Below are 22,558 nucleotides of genomic sequence, written 5' to 3' on the forward strand. Positions count from 1 at the left end.
CTTCATAATATTATTGTCTCAGCCAACATTTCATTCAATCGCAATGCCCTCTGCCCGCGCTTTGCCGATGGTGTCCAAAAGAACGGCGCACTGCTTGTCGGTGGGAATTTTAATCGGCATCTGCATTGCTATTTTCAGAACGCCGATTTCTTTCGGCGTCAGCAGGCGTTTCGCAGCCAGAGTGTCGTGGATCACGATCCATTTCGGAGCGGGGATCGCGAAGACCTTCGTTTGCGCCTCAATGCCGTTATCAACCTTCTGCGTATTTCGGGCAGCCCGTTTCTCGGACATATGATCGTCGCGGGACAGACATTCGCCATCAAACTCATCCGGCAGAAGGTCGGCAAATTCGTCAATATGCTCCAGCATCCGCGTCCAGCAGGCTTCGCGCTTGGCCCACTCCGAAATGTTCGAAATGCCCTGCATAGGGTGCAACAGGTCGTCGTTCACGCGGGATGCGACGGTGGCGATGGTGCTTTCGAGGACAGGGCTTATCGCTTGCGCATTCCAGACTCGCTGGAAATCGAGGCTTTTTTCCTGCCTCCTTGTTAGTTCGCTGAGAACGGCCAGCGTGTAGGCGACGATATTCGCGCGATAACCGTTGTTGTACCAAGGCTGCGCTGACACGACCCGTTCGGTCGCACGGAATATGATTCCTCGCGCAACGGCGCGTTTGAAATACGCTTCGTTGAAGCCGTCCGATGACTTGTCCCATTCCTTGCCGATCCGGGCGGCGTAGCGGGCGAAGTTCTTCTCGGCTCCAAGGTTCACGTACCGCGGATGGTCGTCCCAGACGTTCTCGAATTTTGCGAGATCCGTCTTCGTCAGCATCTGCGGCTTCGGATTTTCCGCCTTGAACCGTTTCTGCTCGGCAGGGGTGAGTTTGGCCTGTGCATCCGCATACTGACCACGGGCGCGTTCATAGAACCATTTCGTTTCCCGCTGCGCACCTTTGCCCGCAGGCGCCCATATGCGGCGGGAAAACTCCTCCATGCGGATATGGTAGGCATGATTTGAAAAGAAATCCGCAGCTTGGACCCGGTTCTGGGTGTTGGCGTATTCGGAAATACGCGGAACCACCTTCTCGCTCTCCTCGCTGTCGATCACGGACAGCTTCATCTGCACGAATATCTGCGTGAGGTCGGCTTTGTCCTTCCGGCGGGTGTGGAACAGCGACGCGGTGGTCTGTCCGCCATTCACAATCTGTAGGTCGGTGATCCGGGTGATCTGGAGGCCGTCCCCCGTCCGCTTCGTTTCCACACCCTGGGCTGTGGCCGTGATGCCGTTGTTATAGGCGAAGAACATCCCCGGTTCGGTCATGATGGTCGTGCGGATACCCTGGTTGACCTTCGCTCTGGCCTGAAGAAACGTGCGGACATTCTGCTCCAGCAGCCTCGCGCCGAATTTCTCGTATATTGTCGAAAGGATCGTCCCTGGCATCACGACGAGATAGGACTGATAGGCATCCGTCCCGAGATGGGCGGGAAGGCAGGATATGCCGGTCCCGAACATCGCTTCGAAATCGAGGTCCAAGGCCTCCTTGTGGCTGCGGGAATTGCGCTGGCGGTGAAGGCGGGAAATATCCCAGATATGAAAGCTGGTCGCGATACCGGCTGTTTCGGCATCCGGCAGCGCCTGAATCCGGTCGCTCAATGTTCGCTCGGAAACGAGAATAAGGTTAAGATGCCGGATCAGTGATTTCCTGTCCGCAATCTGCCTTGCGAGGCCGTATTCCGGCGAGGTGATTTCCAAGTCAGCCGCCAGATTCTTACGCAGACTGGCATCAAAGAAGTTGGCCACACGTTTGAACGAGGCATCAACGTCGGTACGGGTGAGGGAGGCCAGTTCGGTGCGGCTGTCGAAATCCGCCACAAAAAGGTCCAGACCGCCTTCGTCGTTGAACCAGTATCCGTCCACACGCATACCGCGCTGCGCACGGTAGTGCGCGAACTCGAAGCCTTCCGTAAAACCCGTCTCTGTCAGCTCACGGGATACGACATCCATGAACTCGGCCAGCAAGAAGCTGCCGTTCGCCTCGGCCCCGACCAGCAAATCCTGACGGAAATCATGGAAGAACTCTTCGCCGGTCGTTTCCAATCAGGGCCTCCGGAACATATCGGCTTCATCGCAGGAGAACGGCGCTATCGCCTCCAGCATGATATCGTAGGAGACCTTGGTGATGCCGGGCGGCAGCTCCGAGCGGATCAGCCGGGGAAAGCCATCGGTCACGCGGTATCCCTGAAGGCCGCTCACAATGAAGCGTGGAGCATCGTATTCCGCGAGTGGCACGTACCCCATGCCTGCGAGTTTGTCGGTGAACTGCTCGATGGCATCGGCATCCGCAAGCTCACCGTCGATCAGCCCGATCATGCCGTTCAGTGACAATGCCTGGTCAGCATCGGGGTGACTGCTCAGGCGCTGGGTCAGAAGAAACAACTCGTCAGCGAGCGATTCCAACTGATCCTCGGACGAGATGCGAACGGTGCTGCGCTCCCGACCGGAAAGCGATTTCACCTCAATGGCCCGGTTGCCGAAAATGAAGTCCTGATGGGAATCATCCGGGCCGCACCACGCATCGACTGCCTCAGGCTGTGCCAGAGTGTCCTGATAGAAAAGGCGCAGAACGTGCAGTTCGCCGAACAGGCCGCGAACCTCTTCGGGTGAGAGCAGGCGGGCGTTGCGCCCTGCCAGAAACGCTTTCCAGCGCCGAAGATGGGCAAGTGCGACAGCCATTGCCGTTGCCGGGTCAGCGACATCTCTGAGGCTGCCGATGAGGGTTTCACATAGGCCAAGGAAGAGGTCACTGTCGATATGCCGGGCCACCGTCAGGACAAGCCGCTGCTGACCGGCACCATCGCCGTTCCGAAGATCAACGCTGATACCGTGCAGGGAAACCACGTCACGACGGAACTGTGCGGTGTGATCGCCGTCCAGCTCTATAATCAGCAGGCACTGCGCTCCGGCATCGCGGCCCCAGAACATGGCAACCCCCGTCGTTCCCGCAACGCGAAGAACACTCAGATCAGCCGCCGGTGTCGGAACAGCGTCCCACGGCACGGGCCTATTCATCGTCATAGTCCTCATCGGCGTCCGGATCGTCGTCCATCAAGCCGTACATCTCTTCCATCCAGACCTTGTTGGCGATCACTTCAATCTCGAAGTCGGCTCCGTACAGGCCATCCGGGAAGCTCAGCCCCCATGCGGGAACCCTGTAACCGGCGAATGCAGGATTTTCGGTCGGCTCCAGAACATGGATCATCAACAACGGCTTTTTACGCACCATGCGATAATGAACGTCAGAGGGCTTTTTCTTTTTGGACTTGGCGTCCTCGGCGGCCAGTTTCTCGGCATCGGAAATCTGATCGTCTGTCAGGCCAAGTTTCTCGTCGCCGCGACTGGCGACACGATATCCTGAAATCTGCCATTTATCAGGCGTGGCATCATTCTCGGCCGTCCTGTCCTGGGCGCCAAGGCGATATGCTGCCGGGTCACCCGGCCCTTTCGAGATAAGCAGCACGTCAGCCCTGGGAAATTTGGGCGCGATTTTGAGCAGATACTCAATCGCGTCGGCTTTCCGTTTCCGTGCGGATTTGTGTGCCTTGAACCGCAACAGGAACTCATCGACCTTCCCGACATCAACGTCAGGAATGAACCATCCTTTTTCGGTCGGCTCCACTGTGCCGCCAAAACCGTCGCGCCAGTATTCCGCGATCAGCTCCTCGTTGTCCTGATTGACCTTGGAATCGAGGGGCAGCAGCCAGCTCTCTTGGAGTGTGCCGGTCAGATTTTGATTCAGAATGACCTTTTCACCACTGCGCATCTTGTTAGCGGCAGTCACCATCAGACTGTCTGGGTGGGACTTCACGTAGAGGCCGAAATCCCTTGGACTCATGTCGGCCTGACGCATCCGCGTGATCTGCTGACGCAGTTCCTCGGATGCCAGTGCAATATGCTTGTACCAGTTGATGGAGTCATTCGGCAGCCAGACGCGACAGACATCCTCATAGCCTGGTCGATAGCCGAACCAGCGCCCCATCTGCATCAGCGTGTCGTACATCTTGGTGTTGCGGTACATGTAGCTGATTGTCAGACCTTCAATCGTCAGGCCGCGGGACAGGCTGAGGCCGCCGATAGCGATGGCCGTCAGGCCGATGTCATCCTTCTCATACTTCGCGAAATCGAGAACCTCGTCGCTTTTGCTGTTGACCACAAACGTGCGCAGATTTTCGAACACTCCCCAGAGAGCCGCTTTCACTTCACCCCAGGAGTAATTTCTTCCGCCAAACTCGTTGGCGGCGAACTCGGCATCAAAAGCGGTACGCAGACGTGCCATGTGTTCGTTTTTCGATGAGGCGGCTTCCGGCATCATATGATTGGCCTTCACGGCCTCCCGCATTCGGTCGAGGCGCAGCCCGATGAAGCTCCGTACCTCCTTCTGAACGGATACAAAGCGAGACACGTTGATCAGCATGGAGCAGTGTTTCCGCTCCTGTCCTCTGAGGTTGCGAATGGCTCGCGCCACGATGAACTGATCCAGCGCACGATAGAGGCTGGGCGGCAGTTCCGCGACCGGAAAGCCGTTTTTATGGATGAAGGGCAGGTATTCCTCGCAGTCCTTGATCTGCCGCAGGATCGCACTGCTGCTCTCGTCGTTCAGGAAAACCTTGTCCGGCCCGAAATAGGTCGTCGGCGCGTCCAGCGAGTGAATGAAGTCTTTAGGGAACAGCTCCTCGTAAGCCTTTTCATCAAAGGCGTCGGGATCGATGAATATGTTGGCGAACGGCGTTGCCGTATATCCGACGTAGCAGTTTTTGGTGAACAGCCGCAGAATCTTCCTTATCCACGCATTGGTGGCTGTCGGGTTGATATCCGGCTTATTCGTGTTGATTGATGCGTTGTCGGCCTCGTCGTCGATCACCAGCATTGGGACATCGGCAATTCGGTCGCGCCCTTTCGCGTTCAGCTCCCGCAACCAGATGTGGAGAGCTTCGAGCGTCTTCACGTTCTTCTTAATGACGAGAATGACAGGATTTTTGAAATCGTTCAGTTGCGCCCCGCTGACATTCGCAGTCTGCTTGTTGAAGTCGGAGTTTATGTTCGTGAGCGTGACAGGGTTCGGGTAGTTCCTGTCCAGCCCGACACCGATGTTAACGCGATTTTCCGGGTCGCTGGAGCGTCCAACAAACCCCTCATCAACACGCTGCTGGGTCTGCTTGCGCAGATTGTTGTGAATGCCCGCAATGACGATGATGAATTTGTACCCGGCATCGGCAGCCTTTGCGATCACGCCCATGTAGTTGGCAGTCTTGCCGGACTGGACATGGCCGATGACGAGGCCACGGCGCTTCCATTCGCCTTCACTGGTTGGGTCTTGGAGCAGGCCGAGAATTTTTGAACCGTCAGCGTTGAGGAGAGTGTTCACGACGGTGGGCTTCCAGCCCTCGCTGCGCAGGTAGCCGCCATAGGCATCCGCATAGGTCGTGTCGATTTCGCGTTTGTGAATCCAATCCTCGTCGTGCGCGGCATCGACATCGATCAGTGACACGCCTGCGTTCATGCGTGACGGAATTGCCGTCTCGGCTTCAGTGATAATGTTCTGAAGATCGCCGGAGTAACCGAGCAGCGGTGCGAGGAGGGCAGCCTTGGCCGCAATCTCGTCGCGTGAAGGCAGGCCGTCCTGATCGTCGAATGCGCCGATCAATGCAGCAAGAACAACCTTCTCCTTATCGCTCTGCGTACTCAAGCAAATTCCCCCTGAATGTAACTCTCGACGATCTCCCCGTGATCGTCAAAGAGTCGCGTCGATCTGACAATATCCCTGAACGCATCCGCATTCCCTCGCCCGTCGCCCCACAGAGCGCGTCTGAGGTCGTCAAGGCGGCCCTTCATATCATCGACCGGCGGCATCTGGCTTACGTCGCGGGGATGCGTCGAATAGTCCGAGTAAATCATCTCGATGGGCAGTGAGGCAGCCACGGACTCCAGCAGAAGGTCGAGATGACGCACACCTTCGCCGTCCAGTTTCTCGTGTAGGCGCTGTGCCAGCGGATGTGTCCTATTCAAAGCATACCGGATGCCGGTCTTATCGGCATATCGCTCCCACAGCGGCGCGGTGATTTCATGGAACAGCTTCTGGCCGCGTCCCCGGTGAACGGTTGTGCTTGCACCTGAGACCTTCGCGATGATCTGTCGGAGTCGTTGTCGCACCGGAAGCGGCGGACGGGATCGCGACTTCTTGATGTCGATGGTCCACGCCTCATCAAGGCTGTTCGGAAAATCTATCTGGACGCGGGCCAGCTTTGTTGCTTCGCCCTTCGGAATCAGCCGAAACCAGTCGCCCCACGCCATCAGTCTGCCGTTGCGGTAGATGTAGGCTCCCTGATTGGAGATGAAGTCGCTACGCGTTTGGTAGAAATCGTATTCGCGGGCCGTCAGGTTGGAATGATGCGGCAGGATGTAGGGTTGCAAATGCACCGCCGCCGACCCGATCCGCACGATCTCCTCCGGCAGGTGTCTGGTGTGGGTGTTCTTCCGGCAGAACGGATCAAAGGCTTCCACCGGATGTCTGTTGACCGTGATCGCAATACGGCTTCGGCCCCGGATTTCACCGGCAAGGAAACGATGGAACACAAGCGCCAGATGCTTTTCCAGCACGTCCAGCTTCTCGTTGACGATCTCATCGCGCCGGTTGCCGGTCTCATCTTCCAGCAGCCGGTCGAGTTCGCGCCAGATGACGGCAGTGCCGCATGGGCCAAGGTGGTCCGCATAGGGTAGAGCAGCGATATCCTCTTCGTCGAGAATGCTGAGAATCCAGTCATCTGCCTGGTCAATAACGTCGAGGTTCCATTCAGCCCCTGACAGGCTGCCATGCTTCGCACTAACGACCGTGAGGGAACGGCATTGAGAGAAGGAGGCAGTTTTGAGGCCGAGACCAAACCGGCCCAGGTCTTTCGGGGATCGCTCCGCGCGCGGGTTCGCGGCCCCGTGCCGCATAGCCGCCAGAAGTTCGGCTGCGTCCATTCCGCGCCCGTCATCGAGGATGACAAGCACAGGATACGCCGCTGACGGTTCGCAGAAAATGTCGATCTTCGACGCATCGGCGGAGATGCTGTTGTCGATCAGGTCGGCGACCGCTGCTTCAAGCGAATAGCCAAGATCTCGCATTGATGCTGAGAGACAGGCCGCACTCGGTGGCAGACGTTCGGGTCGTGCCATCAGGCTGCCTCGCGCATTTTGGTGGAGAGCTGCTGCACGATCCGGTCGGCATCAACTTTCAGTTCGCATTCCCAGACGGTGATAACGGTCCAGCCCGCTGTCTCAAGTGCGGCCCTGTTTCGCTTATCCCTCTCCACGTTCCCATCAAATTTCGCCTGCCAGAAATCGGTTCTGGTGGAAGGTGTGGTCGCATTCCGGCATCCGTCATGCCGATGCCAGAAACAGCCGTGAACAAAGATGACAGCGTGGTACTTCGGCAGCACAATATCTGGCTTGCCGGACAGCTCTTTCGGGTGAAGACGGAACCGGAAGCCCGCGCGATGCAGCAGCGAACGGAGCCGCATTTCAGGGCCGGTGTCGCGTCCCTTGATCCGCGACATGTTCCAGCTCCGACGCTCCGCCGAAATTGTGTCCGCCATCAGTGGTCATCCGGTACGGCATGAAGGACTTCAGCGACTATATCCGCAATCTGCCTCGCGAGCTGCGGCGGCACGGCGTTGCCGACCTGATGGTACTGCTCCGTGCGCGGCCCTGCGAAGAAGTAGTTGTCCGGGAATGTCTGGAGCCGAGCCGCTTCGCGCACCGTCAGGCTGCGGCACTGAGCCGGATCATAGTGGATGAAGTAGTGGCCGTCCTTCGAGATGTGGGATGTGATCGTCGTCGAGACATGGCCTGCGAGCTGCACACGGAACCGGTCAGAGAACATTTTGCCTGTCCGACCTTCCTCAACATTCTTGTGATCGGGCAGTAGGCTTGTCGGAAAATCGGCCAGCTTAGGGCTGCGTCCGGTCTTTTCCGCAAAAGTTGCGGCATAGAGATAGCGACGCAGGTCTGAGGCCATATGGCTTCGCGCCTCGTGCGCCGTCAGCACCGACAGTCTACTGTCGTAGAGGCTGCGCAGTACATCATGCACAGGCTTGCGCATACTGTATCGGGATGACGATATCGCGCAGGGCGAACTGACCTCGATCAGATTGCGGAAATCCAGTGCCTTCGCGACATCGCCAGCATAAACCGCGCCGTTGAGCTGGCGGCGGACATTCATGCTCGAGATGGCCCGAAGCTCGCTCAGCCAAGCCGCCGGGCTGTCCTTTGCCTTTGAGAGGCCGCTGCGTATGGAAGGCAGCGATCCTATTGTCTCTTGGACGGTAGGAGCGACCATCTTTTTGAGCGATCCCGGACGGACTTTCAGATCGCTGCGAATGCCGACAATGAACATCCGGTGCCGGGCCTGCGGGATGCCGTACTCCTCGGCGCGAACCACGAAGAGGCGCGGGTCCACATCCCCTTCCGCCATATCCTGCTCCGTGAGCGAATACAGCTTGTAGGACAGGTCGTCCGGTGTTCCGGGAATGGCGGTTCCGGGATGTGAGAGATCGCGCACGATCCGGGTGATCGCAGACTTACCGTCGATGGTGGCGGAAAGCAGACCCTTCACATTCTCCATAACAAACAGCGGCGGGCGATGATCGACAATGATCCTGAGATATTCGAGATAGAGGGTGTGCCGTTCGTCCTCGGCGAAATCCTTGCGGCCCATCATCCGCGAGCGCCCGACCAGCGAATACGCCTGACAGGGCGGTCCTCCGACGAGCGCCCATCGGCGACTGTCGCCAACGCGAGCCCGGATGATTTTCTTCACCTCCGCATGGGATTCCGGTCCAAGCGAAATCCGTAATGCCGAGGCAGCCGCGTGAGCATGTGCCGCAGGATGAAGGCGATACATCTCCTCACGGGTGATACCGCCCTTCAGGAAGCTGTAATATTCATCCGGCGCTTCGCCTTCCGGGAACTGACGGATGAAGTGGCGGAGCAGCAGGGTCTGATGCGAGAAAATATCCCTTTCGATGGACACCACGCTGTTGAAACACGGTTTCCCTTTTTCATCCGAGCTGAGGGAGAAGCCTTCGCCAAGACCACTGGGACCGGCGAAAACGTCAACTACGGGGAACGCCGCGCTGCGCCATGCCTGGTCGCGCTTAACGGCACCCGTGTCCGCCGCTGCCGGAAACTCCTCGATAATCGGATGAATTGCGAGCATGTCGATGGTCAGCCCTCGGTCCGTCCGAGGGGCGCGGGAGATGCAAGCGACAGGCGCTGAAACTCTTCGACGCTGACGACGACGACAACGGGTCTGCCATGCTTTTCAACTTGGACAGGCTCCGCTCTGGCCCGGTCGAGCAGCAGCCCAAAGCTGTTTTTGGCGTCCTTCGCGGACATAGTTTGCATATGATCTGCCCCGTCAAGAATGAGCCATTTTAGCTACTTGGGGGATCTTGGCAACAGACGCCTGGATATAACGGAAGCACTCCTCCGCAATTCTCACGATGCTCTCTTGAGAATGACGCCGTGAGACCGGCACTTTTTTCAAAATTTTTATGTCGCGCAAGAGGCGGATTTCTAACGGCGCGAGGGAAATGCGATCTTACCCTCCCCCCCCCCCGCTGGGCCCCCTGCAATGCCAAAATCTGACGGCCAAACGGCCCGCAAAGGGGGCCACTCGCCCGCCGCGTCGGACGGAGGCACAGCGGCAATTATCCCGACACTGAGTGGGGATATAGTGGGGTGGAAAGGGATGCCATGTCCTCAAAGACTCGTAAGTCCTTGAAAAACATGGTGGGCGCGACAGGGATTGAACCTGTGACCCCACCCGTGTGAAGGGTGTGCTCTACCACTGAGCTACGCGCCCATTCGCCTATCGGCGGGAACGGGAAGCGGGCCTCTAGCGCCACCCGCCTGCGCTGTCCAGAGACGCCTTTCTGGTTGAGCGCCGCACCGGCGGCACTCCATCAGATCAGTTTACCGAGTCCTTCAGGCCCTTGCCCGCCTTGAACTTGGGCTGGTTCGAAGCCTTGATCGTCATTTCCTCGCCCGTGCGGGGATTGCGGCCGGTGGAGGCCTTGCGCTTGCTGACCGAGAAGGTGCCGAAGCCGACCAGGCGTACTTCGTCGCCGCGCTTCAGCGAGGCCGAGATCGCATCGAACACCGCTTCCACGGCCTTGCTCGCATCGCCCTTCCCCAAACCCGAATTATCGGCGACCTGACTGATCAGTTCCTGCTTGTTCATGTTGCTGACATCCCCCTGATAATTGCTTTGCGCAGAATGAATTGAGTCGCGGCGGCAAGCCGGTGCGTCAGTCAGCACGCGACTGCCGCCGCTGTCAAAGCCTTTCCGGCTCAAATCACGGCAAAACCGGGGTTCCTCAATGGTGAACGGCATCTCCGATCGCAGGGATCCCCGCCGGGGGCTGAACGGCCAACTCGTCGGCGTCGGTCCAGTCGATCGGCGTCAGCCCCTCCGTAAGGGCGAGCTTGAGCACCTGGTCGACATGCTTGACTGGGATGATCTCCAGCCCTTCGCGGATATTCGCCGGTATCTCCGCCAGGTCCTTCTCATTCTCCTCGGGGATCAACACCGTCTTGATGCCGCCCCTGAGCGCCGCGAGCAGCTTTTCCTTGAGCCCGCCGATCGGCAGCACGCGGCCGCGCAGCGTGACTTCGCCGGTCATCGCGATGTCGCGGCGGATCGGCACGCCCGTCATCGTCGAGACGATCGCGGTGACAAGGCCGACGCCCGCCGATGGCCCGTCCTTGGGCACAGCGCCTTCGGGCAAGTGGACATGCACGTCCTTGCGCTGGAACAGGCTTGGCTTGATGCCATAGCTCGGCGCCCGCGCCTTGACGAAGCTGAACGCGGTCTCGACCGATTCCTTCATCACATCGCCGAGCGTGCCGGTCGTCTTGATCGCGCCCTTGCCCTGCACGGTAACGCTCTCGATCGTCAGCAATTCGCCGCCGACTTCGGTCCAGGCCAGACCAGTCACCGCGCCGATCTGATTCTCCTCCTCGGAAAGCCCGTGGCGGTATTTCTGCACGCCCGCGAATTCGGAGAGATTGTCGGGCGTGATCGTGACCGACGTGACTTTCTTCTCGAGAATCTGGCGCAGCACCTTGCGCGCCAGCCGCGCGATCTCGCGCTCCAGCGTGCGAACACCCGCCTCCCGGGTGTAGCTCTGGATCAGCGCGCGCAGTCCCTCGGTCGTGAGGGTGAACTCGCCCTTCTTGAGCCCGTGCGCCTCGATCTGCTTTGCAATCAGGTGACGTTCAGCGATCTGGACCTTCTCATCCTCGGTATAGCCCTCCAGTCGGATGATCTCCATCCGATCTAGCAGCGCCTGGGGCAGGTTCAGGCTGTTCGCCGTGGTCACGAACATCACGTCCGAAAGATCGATGTCGATCTCCAGATAGTGATCCTGAAACTTGCTGTTCTGCTCGGGATCGAGCACTTCGAGCAAGGCCGACGCGGGATCGCCGCGGAAATCCTGGCCGAGCTTGTCGATCTCGTCGAGCAGGAACAAGGGATTGCTCGCCCCGGCCTTCCTCAGGTTCGACACGATCTTGCCCGGCAGCGAGCCGATATAGGTGCGGCGATGCCCGCGGATTTCGGCTTCGTCGCGCACGCCGCCCAGCGATTGGCGGATGAACTCGCGGCCAGTCGCCTTGGCGATGCTCTTGCCCAGCGAAGTCTTGCCCACGCCCGGAGGGCCGACAAGGCACAGGATCGGCCCCTTCAGCTTGTTGGTGCGCGCCTGGACGGCGAGATATTCGACGATCCGGTCCTTGACCTTCTCGAGCGCATAATGATCCTCGTCGAGGATCGCCTGCGCCGCCGCGATATCCTTCTTGATCTTGGTCTTCTTGCCCCAGGGCAATCCGAGCAGCACGTCCAGATAGTTGCGCACGACCGTCGCCTCGGCGCTCATTGGCGCCATGGTCTTGAGCTTCTTGAGCTCGGCAGTGGCCTTGGTCCGCGCTTCCTTGCTCAGCTTGAGCGTCGCGATCTTCTGGGTCAGCTCGGCGATCTCGTCGCCATCGCCTTCCTCGCCCTCATTGCCCAGCTCGCGCTGGATGGCCTTGAGCTGCTCGTTGAGATAATATTCGCGCTGCGTCTTCTCCATCTGGCGCTTCACGCGGCTGCGGATTTTCTTCTCGACTTGCAGCACGCCCAGCTCGCCCTCCATGAAGGCAAACACCATTTCGAGCCGCTTCTGGGGATTGGCCTCGACCAGCAGCGACTGCTTGTCGGCCACCTTCACTGCGATATTGGCGGCAACGGCATCCGCCAGGCGCGAAGCCTCGTCCAGCTCGGCAAGCTGCACCGCGGTCTCGGCAGGCAGCTTGCGATTGAGCTTGGCGTAGTTTTCGAACTGATCGATCACGGAGCGCATCAGCGCCTGGACCTCGGTCCCCTCCACGGGCTCCTCGGCCACCGGGCCAATGGACGCGGTCAGGAAGGCGCCGCCTTCTTCGAGCGATTCCAGCTGGCCACGCTCCTTGCCGCCCACCAGCACGCGGACGGTGCCGTCAGGAAGCTTGAGCAATTGAAGCACTTCGGCGGTCACGCCGGTATCGTACAGGTCTTCGCGGCCGGGATCGTCCTGGGCCGGATCGAGCTGCGCGACGAGAAAAATCTCCTTGTCGTCGGCCATCGCCGCCTCAAGCGCGGCAACCGACTTGTCGCGGCCGACGAACAGCGGCACGATCATGTGTGGAAAGACGACGATGTCGCGAAGCGGCAGTACGGGATAGGATTGCTTCATGAAAACTCCGGCGAGCCCCAAGCGGGCCTCTTTGACCACTATATGGGGACCAAAGCGTTTCCATCAATCTTATCCGCGCGGGCTGACGATCAAAGCTGTGAGCGGGCTGCTGCTCGCGGGCGCTCCCGCCTTCCCCGCCCTCGCTCAGGCCCTGAAGCCCGGCGAGCCGCCGATCACCGAGACGACCCAAGCCTCGGGCGGGCCGATCGCGGCCGAGCGCGCGGCGTTGCGGCTCGATCATGTCGATCTGGCGATCGAAATACTGCCGGCGACCCAGCAGTTACACGGCGTGGCGACGCTGTCGCTCCAGACCTCCGCCCCGCTCGGCCAGCTGCTCATCGATCTCGACAAGAACCTGCCCGTCACGGCGATCAGCATAGACGGCCGTCCGTTGCGCCCGGCCATGTGGAGCAATCCCGAAGGTCGCCTTGCGATCCGGCTCCCCCGCCGGCTGCGCGCCGGCCAGCGCGTAAACGTCCGCATCGCTTATGGCGGCACACCGCATGTGGCGGTGCGCGCGCCGTGGGATGACGGCATCGTCTGGGCCAAGACGCCCGATGGCGAGCCCTGGGTGGCGACCACGGCGGAGGGCTATGGCTGCGACCTGTTCTGGCCCTGCCTCGATTTCCCCAGGGGCGAGCCCGCCATGGTCGATCTCCACATAACCGTGCCCGCGGGACTGAAGGCCCCGGCCAACGGCACGTTGCAGAAGATCGATACCCTGCCCGACGGGCGCACGACCTGGCACTGGAAGGCCCGCAGCCCCAATCCCTATTCCGTCACGCTCCAGGTCGGGCCGTACAAGGATCTCGGAGCCGTCTATCAGAGCCGCTTCGGCAACAAGATTCCGATGGCTTATTGGTATCTGCCCGGGCGCGACAAAAAAGCCGCGGCCTTGTTCGCCGAGTTCGCTCCGACGATGGACTTCTTCGAGAAGATGATCGGCCCCTATCCCTGGGCCGACGAGAAGGTCGCGATCGCCGACACGCCGCATCTCGGCATGGAGCATCAGACGATCAACGCCTATGGCAACAACTACAAGAAAACGCCGAGCGGCTTCGACGAGATCTTTCAGCATGAGCTCGCGCACGAATGGTTCGGCAACCAGATGTCGGCGGCCAATTGGGACGATTACTGGCTCCACGAAGGCTATGCGCAATATATGCAGCCACTCTACGGCCGCTGGCGCGAGGGCGAGGCTCGGTACGCCACGATGATGGACGAGTTTCGCCAGCAGATTCAGAACCACGCGCCGATCGTCTCGAGCCGGATCATGACCGAGGAAGAGGTCTATGAAGACGAAAAAGGCGGCCCGGGCCAGGACATCTACACCAAGGGCGCCTGGGTGCTCCACACGCTGCGCAACCTGATCGGAGACGACAGGTTCTTCGAAGTGACGCGGCGGCTGGTCTATGGCCGGCCCGACCCCAGGCCGGGAAATTTCCAGCCGCGCTTCGCCTCTACGCCCGAATATATCCAGATCGTCAATCAGGTGACGGGCAAGGACATGAACTGGTTCTTCGACGTCTATCTGAAGCAGGCCGCGCTTCCCGAGCTGAACGGCAGCACCAAGGGTAATGCAATGACGCTCCGCTGGAAGGCGCCGGGCGGCAAGCCCTTTCCCATGCCTATCGAAGTATCGATCGACGGCCGGGTCCAGCTAGTCGAAATGCCGGGCGGCACGGCGACGATCCAGGTTCCGGAGGGTGCGCATCTTGTCGTCGATCCGGCGTCTCGGACCCTGCGTCGTTCCAGCGCCGTAGAGGATTTCCAGAATTACGTGTTCAGGAGGGGGTGAACGCTCGCGGAGCGATCTTTTGTGCCGATATGCGCAAGTATCCCTTCCATAGAATTGACTCGGTTGGGTTCCGGCGGCACCAACGAGGGGGGCGAGCCGATTTGAGCTCTCCTAAACCAGGGGGATTTTTCGTGCGTAGAATTCTTGCATATTCGGTCATTTGCGCCGCCAGCGCCTTTGCATTCGTCCCTTCCGCCGCAGCGCAGACGGCGTGCGTAGCCGGGCCCTTCATGGTCTTCTTCGATGCCAATAGCGACAAGCTGACGCCAGTGGCCGAGGCCATTCTGGACAATGCCGCAGCAGCCTATCAGACATGCGGCCAGGCGCAGGTCATGATTGCCGGGCATACCGACCGGAAGGGCGACGACCAGTATAATGTCGGCCTGTCGCAGCGCATAGCGGCCAACGTGCGCTCCTATCTTGCGGGCAGGGGGATTCCCGATGGCGTGATGACGACTGAAGCGTTCGGCGAAAGCCGGCCCTTGGTCGAAACCGCCGACGGGGTCGGCGAGCCCCAGAACCGGCGCGCCGAAATCACCTTCGGGCCCGGCAGCGGCTGGTAATGGTTCACCGGCGGGGGGGGCGACCTCCCGCCGGTCAAGTCCGACGCGGGAGCTCAAGCGCTGGGCCTGAGCCGCATCAGCCAGGCCAGAAAGAAGGCGAGCGCTACCTGCCATGGCAAGTGCACGCACTCGAACCAGAAGATGAAGCGCGAGGGCTTGAAGGGCATTTCGAGCGCCTGCGTCATCAGCAACCCGTGTGCCATCCCAAAGCCCGCGAGCAGCGTGAGTAGTGCGATACCCAGTAATATGATGGCGCGTGTCGCCCGCGTAAGCGGCGCCAGGCGTATCCAGACAAGCAGCGAAAAGGCGAGCGCGCTCCCGGCGAACCCGCCGATCGCTCCCGTGGCGAAATCGCGCGCATAATCGCTCGGGTCGGGTTCGAGCGGAAAGTTCACCACCCCATATCGCCAGGCCAGATTGTTGGCGACGATATGAGAGAAGCTCAGCATTAGCATGAAATAGAATACGCGCCGCAGCCATCCGCGCTGCCGCGCGCTGGTGAACAGATAGGGCAGCCCGAAGAGCGGCGTCAGGTAAAGGCTGGGCCCGACGACAGGCGCGAGCGCGTCCTTCGGGTCGGGATAGAGCAACAGCGCGATCGCAAGCGCCACCGCATAGACCACCGCCCCGATGAGCAGCCAGACGAACGCATGCCAGAAGCGGACGCGCCGGCGGCGCGCATGCGCCTGTCCAAGTGGATCGACGGCTGTCAACTAACGAGCCGCCAAAGGCCGATCAGCCCGCCTTTTCCTTCTTGGCGTAGACGCGCACCGGCTCCTTGCGGCCATCGACCACGTCCTTGTCGACCACCACTTCGTCGACGCCGTCCATGCCGGGCAGATCGAACATCGTGTCGAGCAATATGCCCTCCAGGATCGAGCGAAGCCCACGCGCACCGGTCTTCCGCTCGATCGCCCGCTTGGAGATCGAGACCAGGGCATCGTCGTTGAAGCCGAGCCGGACCGATTCCATATCGAACAGCTTCTGATACTGTTTAACCAGAGCGTTCTTCGGCTCGGTCAGGATTTTGATCAGCGCATCGACGTCGAGGTCTTCCAGCGTGGCGATGACCGGCAGACGGCCGACGAATTCGGGGATAAGGCCGAACTTCAGCAAATCCTCCGGCTCGGTTGAGCGAAGCAATTCGCCCGTGCGGCGCTCGTCGGGTCCGGCGACATGCGCGCCGAAGCCGATCGATTTGCCCTGCAGGCGATCGCCTATGATCTTTTCGAGGCCCGAGAACGCACCGCCGCAGATGAACAGGATGTTGGTCGTGTCCACTTGCAGGAATTCCTGCTGCGGATGCTTGCGCCCGCCCTGCGGAGGCACCGACGCGGTAGTGCCCTCCATCAGTTTGAGCAAAGCCTGCTGCACGCCTTCGCCCGAAACGTCGCGAGTGATCGACGGATTCTCGGCCTTGCGCGAAATCTTGTCGATCTCGTCGATATAGACGATCCCGCGCTGCGCCCGCTCGACATTATAGTCGGATGCCTGGAGCAGCTTGAGGATGATGTTCTCGACATCCTCGCCGACATAGCCCGCTTCGGTCAGCGTCGTGGCATCGGCCATCGTGAACGGTACGTCCAGGATGCGCGCCAGCGTCTGCGCCAGCAGGGTCTTGCCGCAGCCGGTGGGGCCGACGAGCAGGATGTTAGACTTGGCGAGCTCGACATCGGCGCCCTTGGCGCCATGGTTGAGCCGCTTGTAATGATTGTGCACCGCGACCGAGAGCACGCGCTTGGCCTGCTTCTGGCCGATCACGTAATCGTCGAGCACGTTGCAGATTTCCTGCGGCGTAGGCACGCCGCCGTCCTTTTTGCTGACGAGCGCCGACTTGGTCTCCTCGCGGATGATGTCGTTGCACAGCTCGACGCACTCGTCGCAGATGAACACCGTCGGGCCCGCGATGAGCTTGCGCACCTCGTGCTGCGATTTGCCGCAGAACGAGCAATATAGCGTGCTCTTGGAGTCGCCGCCGCTGAGCTTTGTCATAAATCCACTTACCTGTTGTCCCCACCGCAATGCAGCGGGCTCGTTATACTACCGGGCGTTCCGCGCCTTGAACCGAAGGATTTCCCGCCATCGCGCAATATGTCTATCCCCGCAAAGGAAACAAGCATTGTATAGCCTTTAAGGCGTTACTGAAATAGCAATGGGCCAGAGCTTTTCGGGAAGCTCGCGCGCGACCTTGTCGAATGCGGCGCGCACTTCCGTCCGGGCCAGCAGCTTGAGCCACGCCTGTTTGTTGGTCATATCGCCGCTGCGGACCCGCAAGGCCCCGATCGGTTGCAGCCGTGCGATCGCTTCGCCCAGTTCCTCGCCGCTGCCCAGCCATTCGGTGAGAGTCGCCGCGGCCCGCTCGGTCCGTCCCGCACAAAGCAACGCATCGATTGTCATAGCGCGGGAATCCGACGTGTTGGCAAGCAGTTCCACGAGCGCCGCATCGGGCAGCATCGTTTGCGATTGCCCCTGTGCGACGCAAACTTGCATCCAGCGGATCATCTGGCGCGCATAGGCGCTGGCATATTTCAGATATTTGGAGCCCGCGTCCGCGACGAGGGGAGCCGCTGCCGCCCAATCGCGCTGCGCGATCCTAGCTGCCGCCCGGTTCAGGATCATTCCGATCAGCCAGTCATTCTTCTCGATGTCGATAACCAGGAGCGAAGCCCAGCGCTGGTCGGCTTCGTCATAACGCCCCATTTCCACCAGACCGTTTGCGTGCTCGTCGACCGCCCAAGCATCACGGTCGGTCAGCTTCGGGATGTCCGAGGGCGACGACGCGATCAGCATGCCTACCGCATTGGCCTCAGCGTGGCGATTAGCCAGCCGATATGCGCGCATCAGCGCATGCAGCGACGCCGAATCGTTTCCGCGTGCCGCTGCCGACTTGCGCGCCGATTGGACTGCGGCCTCCTGCAAATTCGCCATATGCGGACCCGCCGCGGCTTCGATGACGGGCCAGGAGGCGGCAAATCGCCGGTCGGTGAGTATGCCTTCTATCTGGTCGCGATCCTCGATCCGCTCGATGTAATTCGCTGCGAGCCCGGCGTCGCCGCGCTTAATGGCGATGGTAGCGGCTTCCTTGGCAAGGTCCCAGCGCACGCTGAGGTCGCCCGCGCCATAGTCCGCACGTGCGAGCGCCAATGCCAGATCCTCATACTCCTTGGTAAGTTTGCCCTGCACGCCCAACGACAAGGCGGCGGTAACAAGCTCCCGCTGGTCCAAGGTCAGCCAGGCGGGGTGTTGCTCGGCTATGCGGATCATCGGACGAAGGACGAACTCCGGGCGTCCGAACGAGAGCCCTGCGCGGACCTCCATCAGGTGCACGTCGCGGACATCCGGCGCGACGGCCCGGGCCTCTCTGAACTCGGCTATAGCGGCCCCGGTCTCGCCCTGCCCTACCAGCACTGCCGCGCGAATTGCGAGCGCGAAGCCGCGTTGCCGTGCGTCTAGCGGGCGCTTAAGGAGGGCATCGAGCGCCGCGCGGGCCTCGGCCAGCCGACCTTGAGAAAGGTCGCTGACCGACTGGTTCAGTGACTCCTCAAACGAGGCATTGGGCGCGGTCTGCGCGCCCACCGGCATCGCGCAGAAGAGCAGTGCCGCAGCAAATGCCCGCATCGCAAAGCCTGCCTGCGCGGAAAGCCTCAAGAGGCTGACGCGCCGTCTTCGGCCAGGCCCGGCCGCTTGTCATAAACTTCGTCGACCAGGCCGAAGGCCTTGGCCTCCTCGGCCTCGAGAAATGTATCGCGGTCCATCGCGGCCTCGATGCGCTCCAATGACTGGCCGGTATATTTTACGTACAATCCGTTCATTCGATCCTTGATGCGCTGGATTTCCTTCGCCTGGATCTGGATGTCGCTGGCCATGCCCTGCGCGCCGCCCGAGGGCTGGTGGATCATGATCCGCGCATTGGTGAGCGCCACGCGCAGGCCGGGCTCCCCCGCCGCGAGCAGGAAGCTTCCCATCGACGCGGCCTGGCCGATGCAGACCGTGCCGACGCGCGGGCGAATATATTGCATCGTGTCGTGGATCGCCATGCCGGCCGTGACGACGCCGCCGGGCGAATTGATGTACATCCAGATGTCCTTCTTCGGATTTTCGGATTCGAGGAAGAGCAGCTGGGCGGTGATCACCGAGGCCATATGGTCCTCGACGCCACCGGTGATGAAGATGATCCGCTCGCGCAGCAGGCGCGAATAAATATCGAAGCTGCGCTCGCCGCGGCTGGACTGTTCGATAACGATGGGAACCAGCCCGCCGGTGACGGGGTCAATGGTCATCTGACCTGCAAGCGGATGCATAAGGAGAAATCTCGATCTTTGTGTTTTGCCCGATCACAACATCGGCGCTTGGTTAGCGCGGCGCAAGGGGTGAACGCAGTGAACCACCGCACTTAACGCGACTATTGCTCCTGCGGTCACGAAGACGCACATTGTTACGCATGAGCAAGGTTCTAGTCACCGGGGGTTCGGGTTTCGTCGGAAGCCATGTCATCCTCCAACTTCTCGCCGCCGGGCACATGGTCCGCACCACGGTCCGCAGCCCCAGTCGCGAGGCGGAGATTCGCGCGACGCTCGAACGAGCCGGAGCCGACACGCATCGACTGGGCTTCGCGGTCGCCGACCTCGACAATGACTCCGGCTGGGCGGAGTCCGCGGCGGACTGCGACTATGTCCAGCACGTCGCCTCCCCCTTCCCGCTCACTCAGCCGCAGGACGAGCAGGAACTGATCCGCCCCGCGGTAAACGGCACGCTACGCGTATTGCGCGCGGCGCGCGATGCCGGCGTCAGGCGCGTCGTGCTCACTTCGTCCTTCGCGGCGATCGGCTACGGCCAGGGGGCGCGAGACGGCGTGTATACCGAGGCGGACTGGACCGATGTGGATGGCCCGGGGGTGCAGCCCTATATGAAATCCAAGACGCTGGCCGAACGCGCGGCATGGGATTTCATCGGGCGCGAAGGCGGCGGGATGGAGCTGGCGGTAGTAAACCCCGTGGGCATTTTCGGCCCCGCGCTGAGCCAAAACCTGTCCACCTCAATCGAACTCGTTCGCCGCATGATGACGGGCAAGCTCCCCGGCACTCCTGATTTGTGGTTCGGCGTCATCGATGTGCGTGACGTCGCGAGCCTTCAGCTAGTGGCGATGACTCACCCCGATGCGAAGAACCAGCGCTTCCTCGCGGTGGCCGGAGAGCCCGTTTCGCTCCACCAGATGGCGCTGATCCTCCACGATCACATGCGCACCAGGGTTCCTCGCCGGCTGCCGAGCTGGCTGGTCCGCACCCTCGCGCTCTTCAATCCGATGGCGCGCGAAGCATCCCCCCGGCTGGGCGTCCGCGGCCGCGCGAGCAACGAAAGGGCCCGCGCGCTGGGTTGGGAGCCGCGTTCCAATGAGGAAGCCGTGGTGGCGACGGCGGAGAGTCTGAAGGCATTGAATTTGATTCCTTGATAAGGAGCAAATGACACCTTATAGGTGCATGCTACTTATCGAGAGCCTCAAGATGTCCTACTCCGATTTCCTCCATTCGTCCGCCGCAAAGATCATCGCCCCCGTCCTAACGGAGGAAGCGACGATCCGCGAGATGGAGGCGCTGTCGCGCGGCGGACGGCCTGCCGTACAGGCGCTGGACGCGCGAATCGCGGGCAAGGTCGATCTCGACCACACCCAGCGCCAGCATGTGGGGCGTTGGATCCGCGATGTGCTTGGCGCACGCGGGTGGCGGCCTGGGATCAAGCGCAAGCTGACGCGCGGGCGGCTGTTTGCAAGCGGCGCGGTATATGTGCGTGGCGCTGCTCGGCCCGAACCCCTGCCTCAACCGTCCACCTCGCTACCCGGCTTGGCTCGCGCCCGGGAACTGGTGCGCCTGCATTCCACGAATTCCTATGGGGTGGATGACTTTATCGCCGATAAACGCCGCGAGGCCGCGCAAGAACGATGACCTGCGTCCTCGACGCTTCGGCGGTGCTCGCCATGCTACTGGACGAGCCAGGTGCGGCCGAGGTGCAGGAGGCGCTTCTCGGCGCATGCATTTCCGCGGTGAATCTGGCGGAAGTCGTCTCGACGCTGGTAAATCGGGGGCTTTCCGGCGCCATCGCCCGCGAAGCCATTGCTGGTATCGACATCACGACAATCGCGGCGGACCGGGACCAGGCGATCGACGCCGGCATCTTGCGTGCGTTCACTGCACAGGCCGGGCTGTCGCTCGGGGATCGCTTCTGCCTGTCACTGGCTCGCCGGCTACGGCTGCCCGTGCTTACTGCGGACAGCGCCTGGCGACAGGTCGAGGCGGAAGTCGGGGTTTCCGTTCACCTTATCCGTTGAGCGGCCCAGGCTGGCCCAGATATGCCAGCCGCCGCACTTCGCGCCGCCCCCGCACCACCGTATCGAGGATCAGCCCGGTAAACAGGTTGAGGAATGCCAGGATCATCAGCCCGGTCGAGAGGATCGCGGTCGGGAAGCGCGGCACGCGGCCGGTTTCCAGGTAAGTGATCACCAGCGGAATGCTCAGGCCGATCGCGGTCAGCGCGAAGATCGCCGCGATCAGCCCGAAGAAAAGCATCGGCCGCTCGATCCGATAGAGCGTCAGGATGGTCCGCGCGATGCGCAGCCCGTCGCCATAGGTGCTGAGCTTGGACACCGACCCCGCCAGGCGGGCGAAATAGCGCGTCTCAGCCTCCCCCACCGGCATCTTGAGCTCCAGCGCGTGCACGCTGATCTCGGTTTCGATCTCGAAGCCCGACGAGAGCACCGGAAAGCTCTTCACGAAGCGTCGCGAAAACACGCGGTAGCCCGAGAAGATATCGGTGAAGCTGCGCCCGAACAGGCGCGCCAGGATTGCTGTCATCACCCGGTTGCCCAGCACATGGCCGCGCCGATATGCGTCCGACGCCTCATGCACGCGGGTGCCCACGATCATGTCGAGCCCCTCCCCCGCCACGCGCTCCACCATCGCGGCGGCAGCGGCGGGATCGTAGGTCGCGTCGCCATCGGCCATCACATAGATGTCCGCGTCGATGTCGGCGAACATCCGGCGGACGACATTGCCCTTCCCCTGCATCCGCTCGCTGCGGACCACGGCCCCGGCGGCGCGCGCGACCTCGATCGTGCGGTCGCTGCTGTTATTGTCATAGACGTAGACCGTCGCCGAGGGCAGCGCCGCGCGGAACCCGGCGACCGTCTGCGCGATCGCCGCTTCCTCGTTGTAGCAGGGCAGCAGGACTGCAATGCGCGGTTCGGTCACGTCGGTCCCCCTGCTCCTCCTCCCCCCTCGCGGGGGAGGATACTGGAGCTTGGCAGCTTGCTGCCTAGCGGAGGTTGGAGAGGGGGGCGAGTGCAAGCAATCGCGCGGCGCGGAAGCGCCGCTCACCCTCACCCAGCTCCG

The 22,558-nt window shown here is 61.2% G+C and carries 18 protein-coding genes, 1 tRNA gene and 1 pseudogene; 5 read left to right on the plus strand and 15 right to left on the minus strand.

Annotation, left to right across the window (positions count from 1 at the left end; genetic code table 11):
- Positions 1 to 30: 30 nt before the first annotated feature.
- The 10 genes from VF617_RS12860 to lon all read right to left on the minus strand — a co-directional run bounded on the left by VF617_RS12860 (position 31) and on the right by lon (position 12,815).
- On the minus strand, positions 31 to 2,097 hold the full coding sequence (locus VF617_RS12860) for an AIPR family protein (RefSeq protein ID WP_331015294.1): 2,067 nt from the start codon (positions 2,095 to 2,097) through the stop codon (positions 31 to 33).
- Positions 2,098 to 3,084: a PD-(D/E)XK motif protein gene (locus tag VF617_RS12865; RefSeq protein WP_331015295.1), complete on the minus strand. Its 987-nt coding sequence runs from the start codon at positions 3,082 to 3,084 to the stop codon at positions 2,098 to 2,100.
- On the minus strand, positions 3,062 to 5,743 hold the full coding sequence (locus tag VF617_RS12870; protein WP_331015296.1) for a Z1 domain-containing protein: 2,682 nt from the start codon (positions 5,741 to 5,743) through the stop codon (positions 3,062 to 3,064). The genes VF617_RS12865 and VF617_RS12870 overlap by 23 nt, the downstream gene beginning before the upstream one ends.
- Positions 5,740 to 7,215, minus strand: a complete 1,476-nt coding sequence (locus VF617_RS12875; RefSeq protein WP_331015297.1) for an ATP-binding protein — start codon at positions 7,213 to 7,215, stop codon at positions 5,740 to 5,742. Before VF617_RS12875 ends, VF617_RS12870 begins: the two co-directional genes overlap by 4 nt.
- Positions 7,215 to 7,634 (minus strand): very short patch repair endonuclease, encoded by a 420-nt coding sequence (locus tag VF617_RS12880; protein ID WP_331015298.1) that lies wholly within the window; start codon positions 7,632 to 7,634, stop codon positions 7,215 to 7,217. The genes VF617_RS12875 and VF617_RS12880 overlap by 1 nt, the downstream gene beginning before the upstream one ends.
- Complete coding sequence (locus tag VF617_RS12885; RefSeq protein ID WP_331015299.1) at positions 7,634 to 9,256, minus strand: DNA cytosine methyltransferase; 1,623 nt, start codon at positions 9,254 to 9,256, stop codon at positions 7,634 to 7,636. The genes VF617_RS12880 and VF617_RS12885 overlap by 1 nt, the downstream gene beginning before the upstream one ends.
- An 8-nt stretch (positions 9,257 to 9,264) precedes the next feature.
- Complete coding sequence (locus VF617_RS12890) at positions 9,265 to 9,444, minus strand: type II toxin-antitoxin system prevent-host-death family antitoxin (RefSeq protein WP_331015300.1); 180 nt, start codon at positions 9,442 to 9,444, stop codon at positions 9,265 to 9,267.
- 385 nt (positions 9,445 to 9,829) lie between these two features.
- Positions 9,830 to 9,904, minus strand: a tRNA-Val gene (locus VF617_RS12895).
- 105 nt (positions 9,905 to 10,009) lie between these two features.
- Positions 10,010 to 10,282 (minus strand): HU family DNA-binding protein, encoded by a 273-nt coding sequence (locus VF617_RS12900; protein WP_331015301.1) that lies wholly within the window; start codon positions 10,280 to 10,282, stop codon positions 10,010 to 10,012.
- 136 nt (positions 10,283 to 10,418) lie between these two features.
- Positions 10,419 to 12,815 (minus strand): endopeptidase La, encoded by a 2,397-nt coding sequence (gene lon / locus VF617_RS12905; protein ID WP_331015302.1) that lies wholly within the window; start codon positions 12,813 to 12,815, stop codon positions 10,419 to 10,421.
- 97 nt (positions 12,816 to 12,912) lie between these two features.
- Between lon and VF617_RS12910 the strand changes: the two genes are divergently transcribed.
- Positions 12,913 to 14,613 carry a M1 family metallopeptidase gene (locus VF617_RS12910; RefSeq protein ID WP_414714054.1) on the plus strand — a complete coding sequence of 567 codons (1,701 nt, stop codon included), beginning with the start codon at positions 12,913 to 12,915 and terminating at the stop codon, positions 14,611 to 14,613.
- Positions 14,614 to 14,825: 212 nt separating this feature from the next.
- Positions 14,826 to 15,176, plus strand: a pseudogene (locus VF617_RS12915) (OmpA family protein); the annotation flags it as partial.
- 53 nt (positions 15,177 to 15,229) lie between these two features.
- On the opposite strand, the gene VF617_RS12920 reads toward VF617_RS12915, so the two are convergent.
- The 4 genes from VF617_RS12920 to VF617_RS12935 form a co-directional block, all read right to left on the minus strand.
- A complete protein-coding gene (locus tag VF617_RS12920; RefSeq protein ID WP_331015303.1) occupies positions 15,230 to 15,889 on the minus strand; it encodes a hypothetical protein in 660 nt (219 codons plus the stop codon).
- A 22-nt stretch (positions 15,890 to 15,911) separates the two neighbouring features.
- The gene (gene clpX / locus VF617_RS12925) at positions 15,912 to 17,168 is read right to left on the minus strand and encodes an ATP-dependent Clp protease ATP-binding subunit ClpX (RefSeq protein ID WP_331015304.1); all 1,257 of its coding nucleotides are present in this window, start codon (positions 17,166 to 17,168) and stop codon (positions 15,912 to 15,914) included.
- 138 nt (positions 17,169 to 17,306) lie between these two features.
- Positions 17,307 to 18,794 carry a hypothetical protein gene (locus VF617_RS12930; protein ID WP_331015305.1) on the minus strand — a complete coding sequence of 496 codons (1,488 nt, stop codon included), beginning with the start codon at positions 18,792 to 18,794 and terminating at the stop codon, positions 17,307 to 17,309.
- Between the two features lie 26 nt (positions 18,795 to 18,820).
- Positions 18,821 to 19,456: an ATP-dependent Clp protease proteolytic subunit gene (locus VF617_RS12935; protein WP_331015306.1), complete on the minus strand. Its 636-nt coding sequence runs from the start codon at positions 19,454 to 19,456 to the stop codon at positions 18,821 to 18,823.
- Between the two features lie 161 nt (positions 19,457 to 19,617).
- Between VF617_RS12935 and VF617_RS12940 the strand changes: the two genes are divergently transcribed.
- From VF617_RS12940 to VF617_RS12950, 3 genes are read left to right on the plus strand one after another with little or no spacing between them, the layout of a single operon-like run.
- Complete coding sequence (locus VF617_RS12940; RefSeq protein WP_331015307.1) at positions 19,618 to 20,625, plus strand: aldehyde reductase; 1,008 nt, start codon at positions 19,618 to 19,620, stop codon at positions 20,623 to 20,625.
- A 52-nt stretch (positions 20,626 to 20,677) separates the two neighbouring features.
- A complete protein-coding gene (locus tag VF617_RS12945; RefSeq protein WP_331015308.1) occupies positions 20,678 to 21,115 on the plus strand; it encodes a hypothetical protein in 438 nt (145 codons plus the stop codon).
- Entirely contained in the window at positions 21,112 to 21,498 is a 387-nt protein-coding gene (locus tag VF617_RS12950; RefSeq protein ID WP_331015309.1) for a type II toxin-antitoxin system VapC family toxin, read from the plus strand. Before VF617_RS12945 ends, VF617_RS12950 begins: the two co-directional genes overlap by 4 nt.
- Here VF617_RS12950 and VF617_RS12955 read toward each other — a convergent pair.
- The gene (locus VF617_RS12955; protein ID WP_331015310.1) at positions 21,488 to 22,417 is read right to left on the minus strand and encodes a glycosyltransferase family 2 protein; all 930 of its coding nucleotides are present in this window, start codon (positions 22,415 to 22,417) and stop codon (positions 21,488 to 21,490) included. The two genes, VF617_RS12950 and VF617_RS12955, sit on opposite strands and share 11 nt — an antisense overlap.
- Positions 22,418 to 22,558: the final 141 nt, after the last annotated feature.

The organism is Sphingomonas sp., assembly GCF_036388215.1.
Classification (GTDB): Bacteria; Pseudomonadota; Alphaproteobacteria; order Sphingomonadales; family Sphingomonadaceae; genus Sphingomonas.